This is a genomic window from Pseudomonas sp. 15C, assembly GCF_055484735.1.
In genome coordinates this window covers 1-16,018 of the sequence record NZ_JBUDGD010000006.1, presented here as the reverse complement: position 1 = coordinate 16,018, position 16,018 = coordinate 1, and the positions used below count along the sequence as shown (strand labels likewise).

Below are 16,018 nucleotides of genomic sequence, written 5' to 3'. Positions count from 1 at the left end.
ATTCCTCAAGTCCACCTGCCCCGGAGTCCTCATGACCGCGACCGCCCCTATCACCGTTCTGCGCGACACCCACCCGCTGCCGGTACTCGACGCCTGCAAATGGGAAAAACTCGAAGGCGACCCGCACACCGTCAACCTCAACGCCTACACCAGCGAAGACGGCAGCAAGATCATGGGCACCTGGATCTGCACTCCGGGCAAGTGGCGCGTCGATTATGTGAAGTGGGAATACTGTCATTTCCAGGAAGGCTACTGCGTGATCACCCCGGACGGCATGGCGCCGATCCACCTGCGTGCCGGCGATATCTTCGTGGTCGAGCCGGGCATGAAAGGCACCTGGGAAGTGGTCGAGACCGTGCGCAAATATTTCGTTTTCGCCTGATGCAAAAAAGCCGGGGAATCACCCGACGTGATTTCCCGGCAAACATTATCAAGTACACCTCAATTCCCTGTGGGAGCCAGCCTGCTGGCGCTGCAATCGGCTCCCTCTCCCTCTCCCTCGGGAGAGGGCTGGGGTGAGGGGGAGAACTGTCAGGCGATGATGTATTGAGGCTGACGCCGTCTTCGCGAGCAGGCCCGCTCCCACAGGTTTTGCACCAGGGCTTTCTATTGCGGTTTGCGATAGCTGTTGATGATCGCCGAGAAATCCTTGCCGCCATCACCGCGCTGACTCATCGCCTGATACAACTGCTGCGCCACCGCGCCGAGTATCACCGGCTGATGCGCCTGACGCGCTGCTTCGGTGGCCAGGCCAAGATCCTTGAGCATCAGCTCCGCCCCGAAGCCACCGGTATAACCCCGCGAGGCCGGCGCCGTTTCGACGATGCCCGGCCACGGGTTGTACATTTCCGAACTCCAGCAGCGGCCGGTCGAGCTGTTGATGATCCCGGCCAGCACCGAAGTGTCGATACCCAGCGCATCGCCCAGCGCCATCGCCTCGCTGACGCCAACCATGGAGATCGCCAGCAGCAGGTTGTTGCAGATCTTGGCGATCTGCCCGGTGCCGACTTCACCACAATGCACGATGTTGCGGCCCATCTGCGCCAGCACCGGTTGCAGGGTGGCGAACAGTTCCGGGGTAGCGCCGACCATGAAGGTCAGCGTCCCGGCCGTCGCACCTCCAGTACCGCCGGATACCGGCGCATCAGCCATCGCTACGCCGTGTTTGGCGGCAGCGGCTGCGACGTCGCGTGCGGTCTGCGGATCGATGGTGCTGCAATCGACCGCCGGCACGCCCTGACGGATGCCGGCGAGCACACCTTCCTCACCGAGCCAGACGCTGCGCACATGCACGGCGGCTGGCAGCATGGTGATCACCAGTTCGGCATCCTCGGCAGCCTCGCGCGCCGACGCGCGAATGGTGCCGCCCAGTTGCTCCAGTTCGGCCAGCACGGTCTTGTTCAGATCGACCAGATTCAGCGAATGGCCAGCTTTGATCAGGTTGCGCGCCATCGGTGCGCCCATGTTGCCAAGACCGATAAATGTGATTTTCATGATCGAATCCTCAGCGCAGGTTGATGGTGGTGTTCACGCCGTCGTTGACGCTGTCGTCATCGAACCAGCGCGCCGTAACCGTTTTGGTCTGCGTGTAGAACTGCACCACTTGCTTGCCGTACGGGCCGAGGTCGCCGAGTTTCGAGCCGCGCGAACCGGTGAAGCTGAAGAACGGCACCGGCACCGGAATCGGAATATTGATGCCAACCTGACCGACGTCGATTTCAGTCTGGAACTTGCGCGCCGCCGCACCGCTCTGGGTGAACAGACCGGTGCCGTTGCCGAACGGGTTGGCGTTGACCAGAGCGATGGCCTGATCGAGGGTGTCGACTTCCAGCACCACCAGCACCGGGCCGAAGATTTCCTGAGTGTAGATCTGCATGGCCGGCGTCACGCCGGAAAACAGGGTCGGGCCGACAAAGTTGCCCTGCTCGTAGCCCGGCACCTGGATATCGCGACCGTCGAGCTCCAGTTTGGCGCCTTCCTTGATGCCGCTTTCGATCAGTTCAAGAATTCGCGCCTTGGCCTTTTTCGAAATCACCGGCCCCACGTCGGTGCCCGGCTCGTTGCCGGCATTGACCTTGAGTTTCTGCGCCAGCGCTTTCAAATCCGGCAGCCACTGTTTCGCCGCACCGACCAGCACCACCACCGAGGTCGCCATGCAACGCTGCCCGGCCGCGCCGAAACCGGCGCCGACCAGCGCATTCAACGCTTGCTCGCGATTGGCATCCGGCAGGACCACGGCGTGGTTCTTCGCGCCCATCATCGACTGCACACGTTTGCCGTGCTTGCCGGCCAGGTCGTAGACATGCGTACCGACGGCGGTCGAACCGACGAACGACACGGCTTTGATGTCCTTGTGCGTGCACAGGCCATCGACCACGTCCTTACCACCATGCACGACGTTGAGCACGCCCGCGGGCACGCCGGCCTCGATTGCCAGTTCGACCAACAGCATGGTCGACAGCGGATCCTGTTCCGAAGGCTTCAGCACGAAGGTGTTACCGCAGGCGATGGCCATCGGGAACATCCACAGCGGAATCATCGCCGGGAAGTTGAACGGGGTGATGCCGGCGCACACGCCGATCGGCTGGCGCAGGGTGTAGGTGTCGACGCCGCCGGCAACGTTTTCGGCGAACTCGCCCATTTGCAGGGTGCCGATCGAGCAGGCGTGCTCGACCACTTCCAGACCGCGGAAGATGTCGCCTTCGGCGTCAGCGATGGTTTTGCCCTGCTCGGCGCTGAGGACCACGGCGATGCGTTTGGAATGCTCGCGGATCAGCGCTTGCAGCTTGAGCATGATGCGCATCCGCGCGCCGATCGGGGTCAGCTTCCAGGTCTGGAAGGCGCGCTGCGCGGCGCTGACCGCCGCATCGACTTCATCAGCGGTAGCAAATGGCACTTTGGCCAGCACTTGCTGGGTCGCCGGGTTGACGATGTCATGCCATTCAGTGGTCTGCGACTCGACCCACTCGCCGTCGATCAGCAATTTGACCTTCTGCAGCGTGGTGTCGTTGGGCGTAAGCGATGCGTTCATGCTGGTCTCCAGAACTTGTTTTTATCGGAGGAGCCAAGGCGAGAGGTTCGCCTTGAGATGAGGCGTGTGTCCAGAATGGTTGTCGGACGGTTTTTGGAGTATAGATGTGCAAACTTCTAATAAGAACGCACATATAAGCCCGTCCATCATGCAAAAAAACATTACCTCGTTAGGCTCGCTGAACTGGGACGACCTCAAGTTTTTCCTCGAAGTCGCCCGCACCCGCAAGGCCAGCACCGCCGCCAAACGCCTGGCCGTCGACTACACCACGGTGTCGCGGCGCATCAGTTCGCTGGAAGCGGCATTGGGCACCTTGCTGTTTGAAAAGTCGCGCACCAGCGGCTTCGTCCTGACCACCGAAGGCCAGCGTCTGCTCGGTTACGCCGAGTCGATTGAAAGCACGCTGCACATGGCCTGCGAGCAGGTTTCAGGCTCCGGCGTGGCCCTCTCCGGGCACGTGCGCATGGGCTGCACCGAAGGCTTCGGCAGTTTTTTCATCACCCCGCAGCTGAGCCATTTCGTCGACGCCTACCCGGCGATCTCCGTGGATATCCTGCCGCTGCCGCACTTCATCAGTCTGTCCAAGCGCGAGGCCGATATCGTCATTGCTTTGGAGCGGCCGGAACATGGGCCGTACGTCTGCTGCAAACTCTGCGACTACCGCTTGCAGCTCTACGCCACTCAGGAATACCTCGACCAACACCCACCGATCCGCCGCCCGGCAGATTTGAGCAAGCATCAATTCATCAGTTATGTCGACGACTTGGCGTTCAGCTCGGAGCTACTGTACCTGGCGAACGTCCTGCCCGGCGCCAACGCGCATTTGCGCAGCACCAGTGTCATTGCCCAATACGTCGCGGCGCAGCAGGGGCGATCACTGGCGATCCTGCCGTGCTTTCTTGCGGCGCAGGATCCGCGTTTGTTGCCGGTGCTGGCGGAGGAAATCGATATCACCCGGCAGTTCTGGATGTACTGCCGGGAGGATCTGCGCAAGTTGAAGCGGATCACCTTGTTGTGGGATTACATCAGGGAGGTAACGGAACGTAATCAGGGGCTGCTGATGGGGCGGACACGGGTAATGCAGTTCGCCGATTAATCGGCGCTGACCACAATCGCGACCCGGCGGTTTTCCGTGCGGCCGGTCGCGGTGTCGTTGGACGCTACCGGCTCGCTGCTGCCCAGGCCTTGTAGCTGAATGTTTTCCTGCTTCATGCCCACCGTGCCGAGAACATTGGCAACACTCTTGGCCCGGCGCAACGAGAGCTGCTGATTGTAGGTTTCCTTGCCCGAGGCATCGGTGTGGCCGTCGACGCGCACGCGTTCGATGCCGACGCCCAACAGGGCTTTGCCGATGCGCTCGACGATCTCGGTGCTTTGCGGATTGAGGCTTTCGACGTCGCTGCCAAACAGCACTTTGCCCGACAGGCCAAATTCCCAGCCCTCGTCGGTCAGTTCGAACCCCTGTTGTTTGAGCACCGCGACTTGCGCCGGGGTCAGGCCTTTTGGCGGCGCGCTCTGGCAACCGCTCAGAACGAGCACGGCCAGCAACAACACAGCGTAAAGAGAACGAATGGACAAAGTGGACACGGCTATCAGCTCCTGGAGGGTTCGGAATCGACCGGGTGCTCCGCCCCGGCAGTGAATTGGGCGCCACGCGACAGGCGCTTGGCTTGGTACATTGCCGCATCGGCGGCATCGAGCAAGGCGCTCGGGCTGGCGCCATGGTCGGGGAACACCGCAATGCCGATACTCAGCGACGTCACCACGCGGGTGTCGCCCGGCAGCGCGATGGGCATGTCCATGCTGGCGAGAATCTTGTCGGCAATGCGCTCGGCATCTTCGATCGCATGCAGCGGCGCGAGCAGTACAGCAAACTCGTCGCCGCCCAACCGCGCCACCAGATCGCCCTCACGCAACTGCGCGCGAACGCGGTTGGCCACGGCCACCAGTACCGCATCGCCGGCAGCATGACCGAAGTTATCGTTGATGCCTTTAAAACGGTCGCTGTCGAGAAACAGCACAGCAGCGCGTTCATCGTGCTTGCTCGCGCTGCGCAACGCGCGGATCAAGCGCCCTTCGAAAAACGCGCGATTGGGCAGGCCAGTCAGGCTGTCGTGGCTGGCCTGATGGGCGAGGGTTTCGTTTTCGTTTTGCAGGTGGGTCTGCCACGACTCCAGCTCGTCGAGCAACGCATTGAAGTCATTGCCCAGGTTATCGAGTTCGGCGATTTGCGCCGGTGGCACCCGCCGATCCAGCGCTCGTTCACTGCGGGCGGCGTGCGCCACGGCGGCGAGGCCGCGCAGCGGGCCGATGATGCCGCGCAACTGACGCCGGGCCAGATACAGCGCCACCCAGGCACTGATCGCCGTGCACAGGATAATGCCTGCCAGACCGCTGAGCAGAAAGCGCATCAGACTGCCGCCATGCCCGGTGAGCAGCACCCGGCCGATTTCTCGGTCCTGATGTTCAATGGGCAGGCTGACGGGTTTTTCCAGGATCGCGCGGGCGATTTGCATTTCCAGCTCGGAAATCAAACCGTTTTCCGGGCGCTGCCATTGCGCTAGCAGTTGTCCCTGGCTGTCGAGCACCTGAGCATCAGCCACTTCTTCGGTCGAGGCGATCAGCGCCAGCGCTTCAGTGGCGGCAGCCTTGTCGTTAAACACCACCGCGGCCTCCACGGTGTAGCTGATTGAACGCGCAATCAAATGCAGGTTGTGATCGGCATACACGCGCAATGCGAGCACACCGAGCAAGGTCAGCGAGACACTGGCCATCGCCACGGCGACCAGCGCGACAATCAAATGCCCTCGGCCAATCACCGAGCCCAGCGTCGGGCGGCTACTCGGTCTGAACAGCCTCATGGTGCAGCCGCTTTGCGTCGCGACAATTGCAACACGCTGGGGTGAATGCGCACGCCACTGCGGGCGACGGAATCGAGATTGACTTCGAACGACACTTGTTCATCGCCCACACGCAGACAGAACAGGCTGCCAACCGTGCATTGATCGCCACCTTCGCTGATGCTCAGCACTGGATGCCCGATCAGCGAAGCAAACAAGCGACTGCGCTCATCGTTGGTGAGCTTGCCGATATAGACCGCATTGCATTCGCTGACGATCGCCGGGTTGTCGGCCAAAAGCCGTCGCACCAGCACCGGCCGGCCAGTGGCCTGAGCGGTGCCTTTGACCAGATCATCGGTGTATTCGGTGGGGCCGACGATACACAGGCGCAACTGCGCAGGTTCGACCGGCCAGCGCGCATAACTGAGAATCCCCAGCACGACCTGGGTGACGGATTTGGCCCGTTGTTCAGCCATACCTGCGGGCGCTTGCGCCATAACCACGCCCGTCATGAGCCAGAACAGGCCGACCAGCACGGCTTGCTTGCAGACAACGATGCGCCCTGCCTCCCAGACAGACACCTTCATGCAGGAAACTCTCTTGGATCGTAGCGAAATGATGCCGCAACGGTAGCACAGCGGCGAAGGGCCAGCGAGGCGGCGAGCACTGACCGGTTGGTCAATAACCGCCCCACCGCCAGTGCAAGACTTCAATCCTGAAAGATGCCGTTTTCCTCCAGTTCCAGCATCAATCCGCTCAACCGCTTGACCTTGCGCTGCACCGCCTCCTCGAACACGCCGGCTCGGGATTCGATCAAGGTGAACCAGTGCTTGGCTCGGGTGATGCCGGTGTAGACAAGTTCTTTGGTCAGCACTGGATTCAAGGCATCGGGCAGGATCAGCGCGGTGTGGGCAAACTCCGAGCCCTGGGATTTATGCACGGTCATCGCGTAGACGGTTTCGACATCGTTGAGCCGGCTGGGCAATACGAAACGCACGCCGCCCTGGCCGTCGTTGCGCGGGAAGGCCACGCGCAACACAGGCTTGCCGGCATCAGATCCTTCGCCCTCGGGCAGCTTGAGAGCGATACCGATATCGCCATTCATCAGACCCAGACCGTAATCGTTGCGCGTCATCAATACCGGACGGCCTTCGTACCACTGCTGATCGTTTTCGATCAGGCGTGCCTTGAGCAATGCCGCGGTAATCCGCTGATTCAGACCTTCGACACCCCACGGTCCTTTACGCACGGCACACAGCAGCTGAAACGTATCGAACGCCTGCAAAACATCCCGCGCCCAGACGATCCAGTCCGGGTGCTCAAGCGGCCTGCCCGGCGGTGGACGCTTGTCGCGCAGCACATTCAGGTAATGGCGGTAACCTTGCGGACCGTCGCCCTGGCCCTCCAGCAACAGACGCTCCAGCGTGTGGTCGTGTTCGCCCTTGAGCGCCAACGAATATACATCGGCGTAGTCACCGGCCACCAGCAACTGCCGCGCCTGCTCCGGCAATTGTTGGTTGACCCGCCGCGCGAGCTGACCGATGCCGCTGCTTTCGCCGAAGCGCCGGGAATGACGCAGCATCACCACTTGCTGAGCCAAGGGATGAGAACCGTCGACGTCCTCATGCAGGCCGCTGTCTTGTAGCGTCTCGCCACTGGCCGCCTCCAACCACTGTCGAGTTTGTGGGCTATACCAACCACCCTCGGCGTCGCGGCACAGATCGCCCAGCACCGCACCCGCCTCCACCGATGCCAGTTGGTCCTTGTCGCCGAGCAGAATCAGTCGCGCATGGGCCGGCAGGGCATCGAGCAGATTGGCCATCATTTCCAAGTCGATCATTGAGGCTTCGTCGACTACCAGCACATCCAGTGGCAAGCGATTGCCGGCATGGTGGCGGAAGTGGCGAGTGCCCGGACGACTGCCAAGCAAGCGGTGCACGGTGGTCACGTCGCAAGGGATTTTCGCGCGGACCTCTTCGCTGACTTTCAGCGATTGCACTTGCTGACTGATCGACTCGGTCAACCGCGCCGCCGCCTTGCCGGTCGGCGCCGCGAGACGAATGCGCAACGGCTGACCGGCCTCCACGGCTGGCGCTTGCAGCAAGGCCAGCAAACGCACCACCGTGGTCGTTTTGCCGGTACCTGGCCCGCCGGTAACGATACTGAAAGCACCGCGCGTGGCGAGGGCACAGGCGAGCTTCTGCCAGTCGATCACTTCGCCAGGCCCGCCCGACTCGAACAATCCGTTCAAGCGCTGCGGCAAGTCAGCAGGCGTCGGCTCGACCTGCTCCAGGCGCTGACGCAACGCCGCATCGATGCGCCGTTCGTACGCCCAGTATCGACGCAGGTACAAGCGCTTGCCGGATAACACCAGCGGACGCTGCTGCGCTGCATCACTGGGATCCGCCGCCAATGCCACCAACGAACTGCTCGCCAGAACCTTGCACCAGTGCGCACCCTCCAGCGCGTCGAGCAGTTGCGAAGGCAGCAACAACACACCGCCCTGCACATCACCCTCCGGTGGCAGCGATAACGCGAAATCGGGCGCCTTCAGGGTTTCGAACAGATCAAGGCAGACGTGACCGTGGCCGAGTTGATGGCTGGTCAGTGCAGCCGCGAGCAACACCAATGGATCGGTGTCCGGCTCCAGTTCGTGAAGGAAGGCGACGAATGCCTTGTCCAGCGCACGCAGCCAACCGCGCTCGACCCAGCGCGTGAGCAACAGCAACAGATCATCGGCACGGCTCAGCGGCGCGAGCTTCGACAGACTGTCGGCTGCCAGCGGCGTGGGAAGCAAATCGGCAAAGGTGCGACTCATAGCAGGACTCCCTGTTCCCAGGCGGGTTCGGTCTTGGGTTCGGGTTTGCCTTGAAACATTCGGTCCAGGCGCTCGATCAGTTCGCGTGGCGGACGAGCGAAGTAAACGCCGCGACTGTCGGCGCGTGTGCCACGCAGGAACAGATACAACGCACCGCCGACGTGTCGGTCGTAGTCGTAATCCGCCAGCCGCGCCTTGAGCTGTCGATGCAAGGCCAGCAGGTACAACACGTATTGCAGGTCATAGCGGTTGTCGAGAATCGATTGCTCCATGGCTGCTTCGGTGTACGCCTGATCATCCAGGCCGAGCCAGTTGGATTTGTAATCGGCGACGTAATAACGGCCATTGTGCTCGAACGTCAGGTCGATAAAACCCTTGAACATGCCGTTGAGTTGCACCGGTTCCGCCGCGACCCGGGCGACACCCTGATGAGTATGCTGACGCACCAGCTCATCGAGTTTGAGCACATCGACTTTATGGCTGGCAAACCAGAACTCCATTTCGACGCGAAACTGTTTCAGCTTCCCCAGCACCACGGGCGGTTGCCCGTCCGCAACAGGAAGCGGCAGCTTGAGCAAATGCTGCAGCCAGTCACTGAGCGTGGTAATCCAGCCCTCCCAGCCACGCAGATTGCAGCGCCGCGCGATCGCATCTTCCAGGGCCTCACGGGAAACGGCGAAACCTTCATCGCCGGCCCACTCAAGTAACCCGTGGAGGAACGTGCCCGGATTGGGGCCGCGAGGAAAACGATGGATATCGGCGCCACCGGCAATCATCTCGCGCGGCGCATCCGGATCGAGGCGCTCGTCATCGAACAGCTTTTGCGCTTGCGGACTGTCCGGCGCCTCATCGCTGCCGACGCTCAACACGTCGCTGATCCGCAACGCACTGTAGGAGGCGATCCACCAGTTTTCGCTGGCCTTGCGCCTGGGCACACGGATGGCACTGAGTACCGCCTCATTGCGTGGCGGACGGTAATGCTCGTCGGTGGGTTGCGGCATCTCCAGGATGCTGATTGCCGCGCAGTCCTGTTGCAGATCTTCCAGCCAACGCTTGAGTTCGCCGGATTCACTCAATGCAGCACCACCGCCGAGCAAGTAGCCCAGTGCGGAAAGATGCAGCACCGAGCTGTTGTTATTGCCGCGTTTGAGATCCGTCACGCCCAGCCAACAGGCATGCTGCGCGCGCGTCAGAGCGACATAGAGCAAACGCAGATCTTCAGCGAGGCGCTCATCATCCGCTTGCGCAATCAGCTCGGCGGTTGGCTTGAGGCTAACCCGGGCCTTGCCTTCGGCATCGTGGTAATGCAGCGGCAAGCGACTGCCATCCACAGGCTTCGCCGAGCAGATGAACGGCAGAAACACCAAGGGATATTCCAGGCCCTTGGATTTGTGAATGGTCACGACCTTGACCAATTGCTCATCGCTTTCCAGGCGCAGGATCTGTTCTTCACCCGCCTGCCCGGACAGCATCAGCAACTCGGCCAGATGACGGATCAGTGCTTGTTCGCCGTCCAGTTCCGCGGCGGCTTGCTGCATCAGCTCCGACAGATGCAGAAGGTTGGTCAGCACGCGCTCGCCATCACTGCGCTTCATCAGGGTTTGCGGCAAGTGAAAATCGTGCAACAGGCGCCGTAACATCGGCAGCACGCCTTGCTTGCGCCACAGTTCGCGATAGCCACGAAACTGCATGACGCGGGTTTCCCAGAACAACTCATTCTGGTTCAGACGTTCGAGCTCGGCCAAGGGCAGGTTCAGCGTGACACAGGCCAGTGCGGCTTTGAGCAAGCGCTCGACATCCGGTTCGGCACAGGCCTTGAGCCAAGCCAACAGGTCGTGGGCTTCTTGCGCTGCGAATACCGAATCCTTGTCCGACAGATACACGCTGCGCACGCCACGGTCGGCCAGCTCACTGCGCACAGCTTGAGCTTCCTTGCCATCGCGAACCAGAATCGCAATGTCGGACGGCCGCAAGCCTCTGAAGTCTTTGCCATCCTGAATGAATCCCGCGCGAGCACTCTGCCCGCCATTGAGCAGCGCAGTGATTTCGCTGGCGCACGCTGCCGCTAATTGCTGACGGTAAACCAGGCCCGACAAGGGCTGGTCGGCAGGCAACTGCCAGACATTCAAGGCTGCAATGTCTCGCCCGTCGACCTGCAGGCGTTCCTTGCGTCCCTGAGACTCAACGGGGAGGAATGGCACCGGATTGTTGCCGGTTATCTCGCGAAACAAAAAAGCACCGCGCCCCTGCTCACGGGATTCGGCACGTGCGAACACATGATTGACCGCCTCGACCATGCCATGGCTGGAGCGGAAGTTGGTACCCAGCGTATGCAGTCGGCCAGTGGTGGCCTGACGCGCGCGCAGATAGGTGTAGATATCCGCCCCGCGAAAGGCGTAGATCGCCTGTTTCGGATCGCCGATCAGAAACAGGCCGGTTTCGGCGCTGTTCTCTTCGATGCGATAGATGCTCTCGAAGATCCGGTACTGCACCGGATCGGTGTCCTGAAACTCGTCGATGAGCGCGACCGGGAATTGCTTACGGATCAATGTCGCCAGTCGTTCGCCACCGTCGGACTGCAATGCGGCATCGAGGCGCAAGAGCATGTCGTCAAAGCCCATTTCGGCGCGACGACGCTTCTCTTCTTCGAAACGTGTGCCGACCCATTGGGCGGCGTGTTGCAGAACCGCAGCATCGGGCGTTGGCAGCGCATCGAGGCTCGCCTTGAGAGCCGACATGGCATCCAGACCCGGGTGCGATGGCGGCGGCCCCTTCCAGGCTTCGGCCATACCGTCAGGCGTCAGACGCGAGAATCCGGTGCCGATGTCCAGTTGTTCCAGGGACTCGTCTTCAGCCCATGCCTTGAGCTTTTCGAACCACGGTTCGAAATAGCGTGCCTGCATCTTGCGCCCGTCGACCGTTTTGCCGGCCACGCCTTGATGGCAGATGGCGAGTAACTCGTCTGCCCACAGGCGCCAGGGCATTTTCAATTCAAGCAAGGCCACGCGGCGCTCTTGCAGGCACTCGTTGATAAGTTCGGCGGGAGCCCTTGTTTCATCGCTGTCGCGTTCGCTGGCAAACAAGCCACGGACTCGTGGCAACAAGGCCGCAGGCCCGCCCCAGTTGTTGCGAACCCAATTCAAGGCGTCGCCCTGCATTGGATAACAGAACAGACGCCAATAATCGCGCAGCACTTCGCCAAGCAAGTCACTGTGATCGGTTTCCAGCGACTGGGTGAACAAGCTGCCGCTGTCGAACGCGTGCTCACGCAACATGCGCTGACACCAACTGTGGATAGTCGAAACGGCGGCCTCATCCATCCACTGCGCGGCGACATCGAGGCGGTTCGCGCATCCTGGCCATTGCCGGGGTTCGTATTGATCGCGCAATTCGGCGATCAGTGCGTCAGGCGCCGGCGTCTCGTCGCGGAAAAATCGAGCCGCCTCTGCCAGACGCGTGCGTATCCGCTCACGCAGTTCCTTGGTCGCGGCATCGGTGAATGTCACTACGAGTATTTGTGGCGGCAGCAATTCACGACCGAATCCGCTCGACTCGTCTCCATGCCCGAGGATCAGCCGCAGATAGAGGGCAGAAATGGTAAAGGTCTTGCCAGTACCGGCGCTGGCTTCGATCAACTGGCTGCCATGTAACGGAAATGCCAGCGCGAGGGGTGCTTTGGTACTCATGTGCGTGCCCCCTCGGTGGACAGCGAACGCCATGGCGCTTCGAAAAGCGGGCGGTACAAGGCATCGCACCAGCCGGAAAATGTTTCGTCGGCCAGCAGTGAATGGAAGTCAGCGAACTGCCTTAGCAATGCGGGACTTTCGCGGCGCTCACCGTCAGTGGTCTGCCCGTCACCTTCATACGCCTTGCAAGCGGCAGCTTCGGCTTTCAACGGGTCGGACTGAGACAGCCACGCGAACGCGGTTTTCACCGCTATCGGTAGCGGTTGGCGCATGCCCGCCTGCCAGGCGAGGAGCAGATCGCCAAGAAAACGCGTCGCCCGTGCAGGCTCCAGCGGTTCAAGCAGCAGCGTGTCATCGCTGGCCACCAAAGCGGTCGTCAGCGAAAGGCCACTGGCGCACGCGACGAGATGGTTGACCCAAGGCTTGGTCAGACGATGCCATTTACGGTTTTTGATCGAGCCGATGCTGTTGGGAATGGTCGTGACGGACAACAGACCGCCGTCGGCGCGCTGATGCAAACCGGCGAGCCAGCCTTCCAGACGCAGACCGTGCAGCTCCAGATTGACAGGCAACGCACTGGTCAGCGGAACAGGCCAGAGCGTCAGCAATTGTTGATAGCGCTTGAGCAGATCAGGCAACGGCTCGATCAATTCCCGCTGCAGGCATTCGCCGAATCCTGCCATTGGCAACAGACCGCTGTTTTGCAGCCGACGGGCCTGGGCGTCGAGCGCTTGATCGATGTTTTCCGGCTGCCTCAGCGCCGCTTCGAGCAGGCTCTCGCTGAGCGTATATCGCTGTAACGCGTCCAGCACGAAGGGTTCTTCGTCCGCCAGTGGTGCTTCAGCAGCCTCGAAATACACCTTGAGTCGCTGGGTGAAGAAATGTCGAACCGGGTTGCGCAAAAAGTCCTGCAACAAAGCCAGGGTTAACGGTTCTTCTTGTACATAAGGGGGAAGCAAATCGGCATTGGTTTGAGGTTCCAGTTCTTGATGCAACACTTGCCATTCGCTGGCGTAGCTGAACAGTTGATCACCTTCATGAAAATAGCGCGCACTGAACGGTTGCAGCGGATGTTCTTCAGTCATGACATCCAGCAAATCGCCTTGCTCATCGAGCAATCGCCAACCGCTGACCAGATGATCGCGTAACTGGCCGATTAGCACAGACGCCGGCCGCTCGCTGTTGTCGCGAATGCTGCGGCCCACCCAACTGATGTAGAGCTGATTGCGCGCAGACAGAAGCGCTTCGAGCAAAAGATAGCGATCGTCTTCTCGTCGCGAGCGATCGCCGGGGCGGTAATCGCTGCCCATGAGGTCGAAGTCCAGCGGAGGCTGCGCGCGAGGATAGTCGCCATCGTTCATGCCCAGCAGGCAGACCAGTTTGAAAGGAATGGCGCGCATGGGCATCAGCGTACAGAAATTCACCGAACCGGCGAGGAAACGCTGAGACAGTCGCCCCTGATCCAGCCCGGCGAGCCAGGCCTCGCGAACCACGGTGAGCGGCAGCTCATCTGTGAGATTCACCGCTTCGCAAGTCTCCAGCCAGGTTTCGCGAAGCTCCTCAAGTTGCGTCAGCAAGTAGTCGTCATGCTCATTGCTCGCTTTGAAAAACAGCTGCATCAGCGCTTGCAAGCGATACCCCCACTCGGCGGGTTGTGCCGGTTGAGTGAGCTGCTGGTGGGCCAGTTCCAGCGCATCAAGCAAGGCCACCAGAGGGCCGATCAGTGCGGCATCCAGGCCACCGATCTCATCGTAGGGCTCGATACCTTCACAGGCGCTTGCGCTGCCGACGGCGTATCCCAGCAGCATCCGACGCAGACCGAAATGCCAGCTGTTCTGCTCCAGTTCGTCAGGCAAACCAAGGCCCGCTCGCTGCTCCGCGTTCATCCCCCAGCGCACGCCCGCACCTTCAATCCAGCGATGCAATGTTGGCAGGTCGCGCTCCTCAACTCCAAAGCGTGCACGTAGTGCAGGAACGTCGAGCAGGTCGAGGATCTCACTGACCGGAAAACGGCTATCGGGAAGTTTGAGCAGATGCTCGACCGCAATCAGCAACGGATCACGACCGCGTTGCCCCTGATCCGCCAATGTAAATGGAATGAAACGCGGATCATGGCGATCGAGTTGGCCAAACACCGCACGGATATGCGGCGCGTAATTGTCGATGTCCGGCACCATCACGATCACATCGCGTGGACGCAACTGCGGGTCGGCACTGAAACGTGCCAGTAGCTGGTCATGCAGAATTTCGACTTCGCGCTGCGCGCTGTGGGCAATGTGAAAACGGATCGACTCGTCCTGTGACAGATCGACCGCGGGCCATTGCTCGCGAGTTTCATTGAGCGGACGTAACTCAAGAATGTCGTCTTGAAGCTGGTTGAGCATATTATGCGGCTGGGTCTCGCTGAACAGGTCGATGCGCCCGTCACGAAAGGCTGCCCGGTAACTGTTTGGGTCGTCATAACTATCGAGCAAATTTATATAGTCTCGGCCTTGTTTACCCCAAGCGGCCAGTAGCGGGTGCGCATGTTGATGCAGGGTTTCAGCGTCCAGTACGACCGGCATGCCGCTCTTGCGCGATTGCCGCTTGTACTGGTGACGGAGCAAATCCTTGTCGGCGACGATATCGGCCCAGTGATGACGACACGGGTTGTGCACGCAGAGCAATACCTGACTGAAACGCGCCAGTCCGGCCAGCGCCTCGAGGACTTGTGCGGGAAGTGAGGAAATCCCGAAAACGATCACTCGCGGCGGTAAGCCGGTGGGGGCCTCTGCGAGCTTATTGATGCGCTCGATAAATCGCTGATGCACACCGGCCCGGCTTTGCGCCATGCCCTTTTCGCCTACATCGTCCAGCAGCGCCCGCCATAATTCAGCTTGCCAGCAACTGGTGGCGGGGAGCGCTTTTACCTCGCCCCGGACATTGCGCAACTGGTGGCGACCCTCGGCCCAGTCCTCAAGCCAGTCAGCCCGATATACTTGATATTGGTCGAAGAGATCCGCCAGTCGCTCGGACAGTTGGTAGCGCTTGCGCAAGTCCGTGTCGTGAGTCAGAAAACGTTGCAGCGGTTCGAAATGCGGGCGGTCGATCAGCTGCGGCAACAAGCGCATCAGGCGCCAGGTCAGCGGCGCTTTATCGAGAAGGGATTTGGGCGGGATTTCATCGCGACCCAATACCAGACGGTATAGCTGCCACATGAAACTGCCCGGCAATTGCACATCGATCGCTGCGGCGATACCGCAGCCGCCCAAGTCGTCTTCCTGCGGATCTTCTGCCAGAGCCAACTTGAGCCACTGCGCGATGCCGTTGCTTTGTACCAGCGCAATCTCGTTCTCCAGGGGCGCTAGTGGGTAGCGCCGCATGATGCTGATCACAAGGCTGCGCAGCTCGTCCAGGCTATTGCTCTGAACCACCATGAATGCAGCGTAGAGGGACTGGGCGTCCGGCATAAAGGCTTCCTTGGAGAGTACAAAAGCTAAGGCAGAACCTTAGCATTGTCGGCAGGTTGTGACAGCCGGGCGGTGTCGGCGAATGCTGTAGGAAATTTCTCGCAGGCAAAACAAAACCCCAACTGCTTTCGCAATTGGGGTTTCGGAATTTAATCTTGACGATGACCTACTCTCACATGGGGAAACCCCACACT

At 60.8% G+C, this 16,018-nt stretch carries 10 protein-coding genes; 2 read left to right on the top strand and 8 right to left on the bottom strand.

The features are described from left to right. Positions 1-31: 31 nt before the first annotated feature. Entirely contained in the window at positions 32-382 is a 351-nt protein-coding gene (locus ACYYKW_RS05415; protein WP_016770579.1) for a cupin domain-containing protein, read from the top strand. Positions 383-606: 224 nt separating this feature from the next. Here ACYYKW_RS05415 and mmsB read toward each other — a convergent pair whose 3' ends face one another. Next, a complete protein-coding gene (gene mmsB / locus ACYYKW_RS05410; protein ID WP_464989602.1) occupies positions 607-1,494 on the bottom strand; it encodes a 3-hydroxyisobutyrate dehydrogenase in 888 nt (295 codons plus the stop codon). A 10-nt stretch (positions 1,495-1,504) separates the two neighbouring features. Continuing rightward, positions 1,505-3,031 (bottom strand): CoA-acylating methylmalonate-semialdehyde dehydrogenase, encoded by a 1,527-nt coding sequence (locus ACYYKW_RS05405; RefSeq protein ID WP_093104921.1) that lies wholly within the window; start codon positions 3,029-3,031, stop codon positions 1,505-1,507. Positions 3,032-3,179: 148 nt separating this feature from the next. Between ACYYKW_RS05405 and ACYYKW_RS05400 the strand changes: the two genes are divergently transcribed. Continuing rightward, positions 3,180-4,127 carry a LysR family transcriptional regulator gene (locus ACYYKW_RS05400; RefSeq protein ID WP_090281250.1) on the top strand — a complete coding sequence of 316 codons (948 nt, stop codon included), beginning with the start codon at positions 3,180-3,182 and terminating at the stop codon, positions 4,125-4,127. Here ACYYKW_RS05400 and yfiB read toward each other — a convergent pair. The 6 genes from yfiB to recC all read right to left on the bottom strand — a co-directional run bounded on the left by yfiB (position 4,124) and on the right by recC (position 15,824). Then, a complete protein-coding gene (gene yfiB / locus ACYYKW_RS05395; RefSeq protein ID WP_464989601.1) occupies positions 4,124-4,618 on the bottom strand; it encodes an outer membrane lipoprotein YfiB in 495 nt (164 codons plus the stop codon). The two genes, ACYYKW_RS05400 and yfiB, sit on opposite strands and share 4 nt — an antisense overlap. Positions 4,619-4,623: 5 nt before the next feature. Beyond that, positions 4,624-5,892, bottom strand: coding sequence for a diguanylate cyclase DgcN/YfiN (gene dgcN, locus ACYYKW_RS05390; protein WP_464989600.1), 1,269 nt, complete (start codon positions 5,890-5,892; stop codon positions 4,624-4,626). Then, positions 5,889-6,458: a regulatory sequestration protein YfiR gene (yfiR, locus tag ACYYKW_RS05385; protein ID WP_464989599.1), complete on the bottom strand. Its 570-nt coding sequence runs from the start codon at positions 6,456-6,458 to the stop codon at positions 5,889-5,891. Before yfiR ends, dgcN begins: the two co-directional genes overlap by 4 nt. Positions 6,459-6,580: 122 nt before the next feature. After that, positions 6,581-8,689 carry an exodeoxyribonuclease V subunit alpha gene (recD, locus tag ACYYKW_RS05380; RefSeq protein ID WP_464989598.1) on the bottom strand — a complete coding sequence of 703 codons (2,109 nt, stop codon included), beginning with the start codon at positions 8,687-8,689 and terminating at the stop codon, positions 6,581-6,583. After that, entirely contained in the window at positions 8,686-12,375 is a 3,690-nt protein-coding gene (recB, locus tag ACYYKW_RS05375; protein ID WP_464989597.1) for an exodeoxyribonuclease V subunit beta, read from the bottom strand. Before recB ends, recD begins: the two co-directional genes overlap by 4 nt. Further along, on the bottom strand, positions 12,372-15,824 hold the full coding sequence (recC, locus tag ACYYKW_RS05370; RefSeq protein ID WP_464989596.1) for an exodeoxyribonuclease V subunit gamma: 3,453 nt from the start codon (positions 15,822-15,824) through the stop codon (positions 12,372-12,374). The genes recB and recC overlap by 4 nt, the downstream gene beginning before the upstream one ends. Positions 15,825-16,018 lie beyond the last annotated feature (194 nt).

Coding starts and splice junctions, on each gene's coding strand:
- ACYYKW_RS05415 (WP_016770579.1), top strand. CDS start 32: ATGACCGCGACCGCCCCTATCACCGTTCTGCGCGACACCCACCCGCTG.
- mmsB (WP_464989602.1), bottom strand. CDS start 1,494: ATGAAAATCACATTTATCGGTCTTGGCAACATGGGCGCACCGATGGCG.
- ACYYKW_RS05405 (WP_093104921.1), bottom strand. CDS start 3,031: ATGAACGCATCGCTTACGCCCAACGACACCACGCTGCAGAAGGTCAAA.
- ACYYKW_RS05400 (WP_090281250.1), top strand. CDS start 3,180: ATGCAAAAAAACATTACCTCGTTAGGCTCGCTGAACTGGGACGACCTC.
- dgcN (WP_464989600.1), bottom strand. CDS start 5,892: ATGAGGCTGTTCAGACCGAGTAGCCGCCCGACGCTGGGCTCGGTGATT.
- yfiR (WP_464989599.1), bottom strand. CDS start 6,458: ATGAAGGTGTCTGTCTGGGAGGCAGGGCGCATCGTTGTCTGCAAGCAA.
- recD (WP_464989598.1), bottom strand. CDS start 8,689: ATGAGTCGCACCTTTGCCGATTTGCTTCCCACGCCGCTGGCAGCCGAC.
- recB (WP_464989597.1), bottom strand. CDS start 12,375: ATGAGTACCAAAGCACCCCTCGCGCTGGCATTTCCGTTACATGGCAGC.
- recC (WP_464989596.1), bottom strand. CDS start 15,824: ATGCCGGACGCCCAGTCCCTCTACGCTGCATTCATGGTGGTTCAGAGC.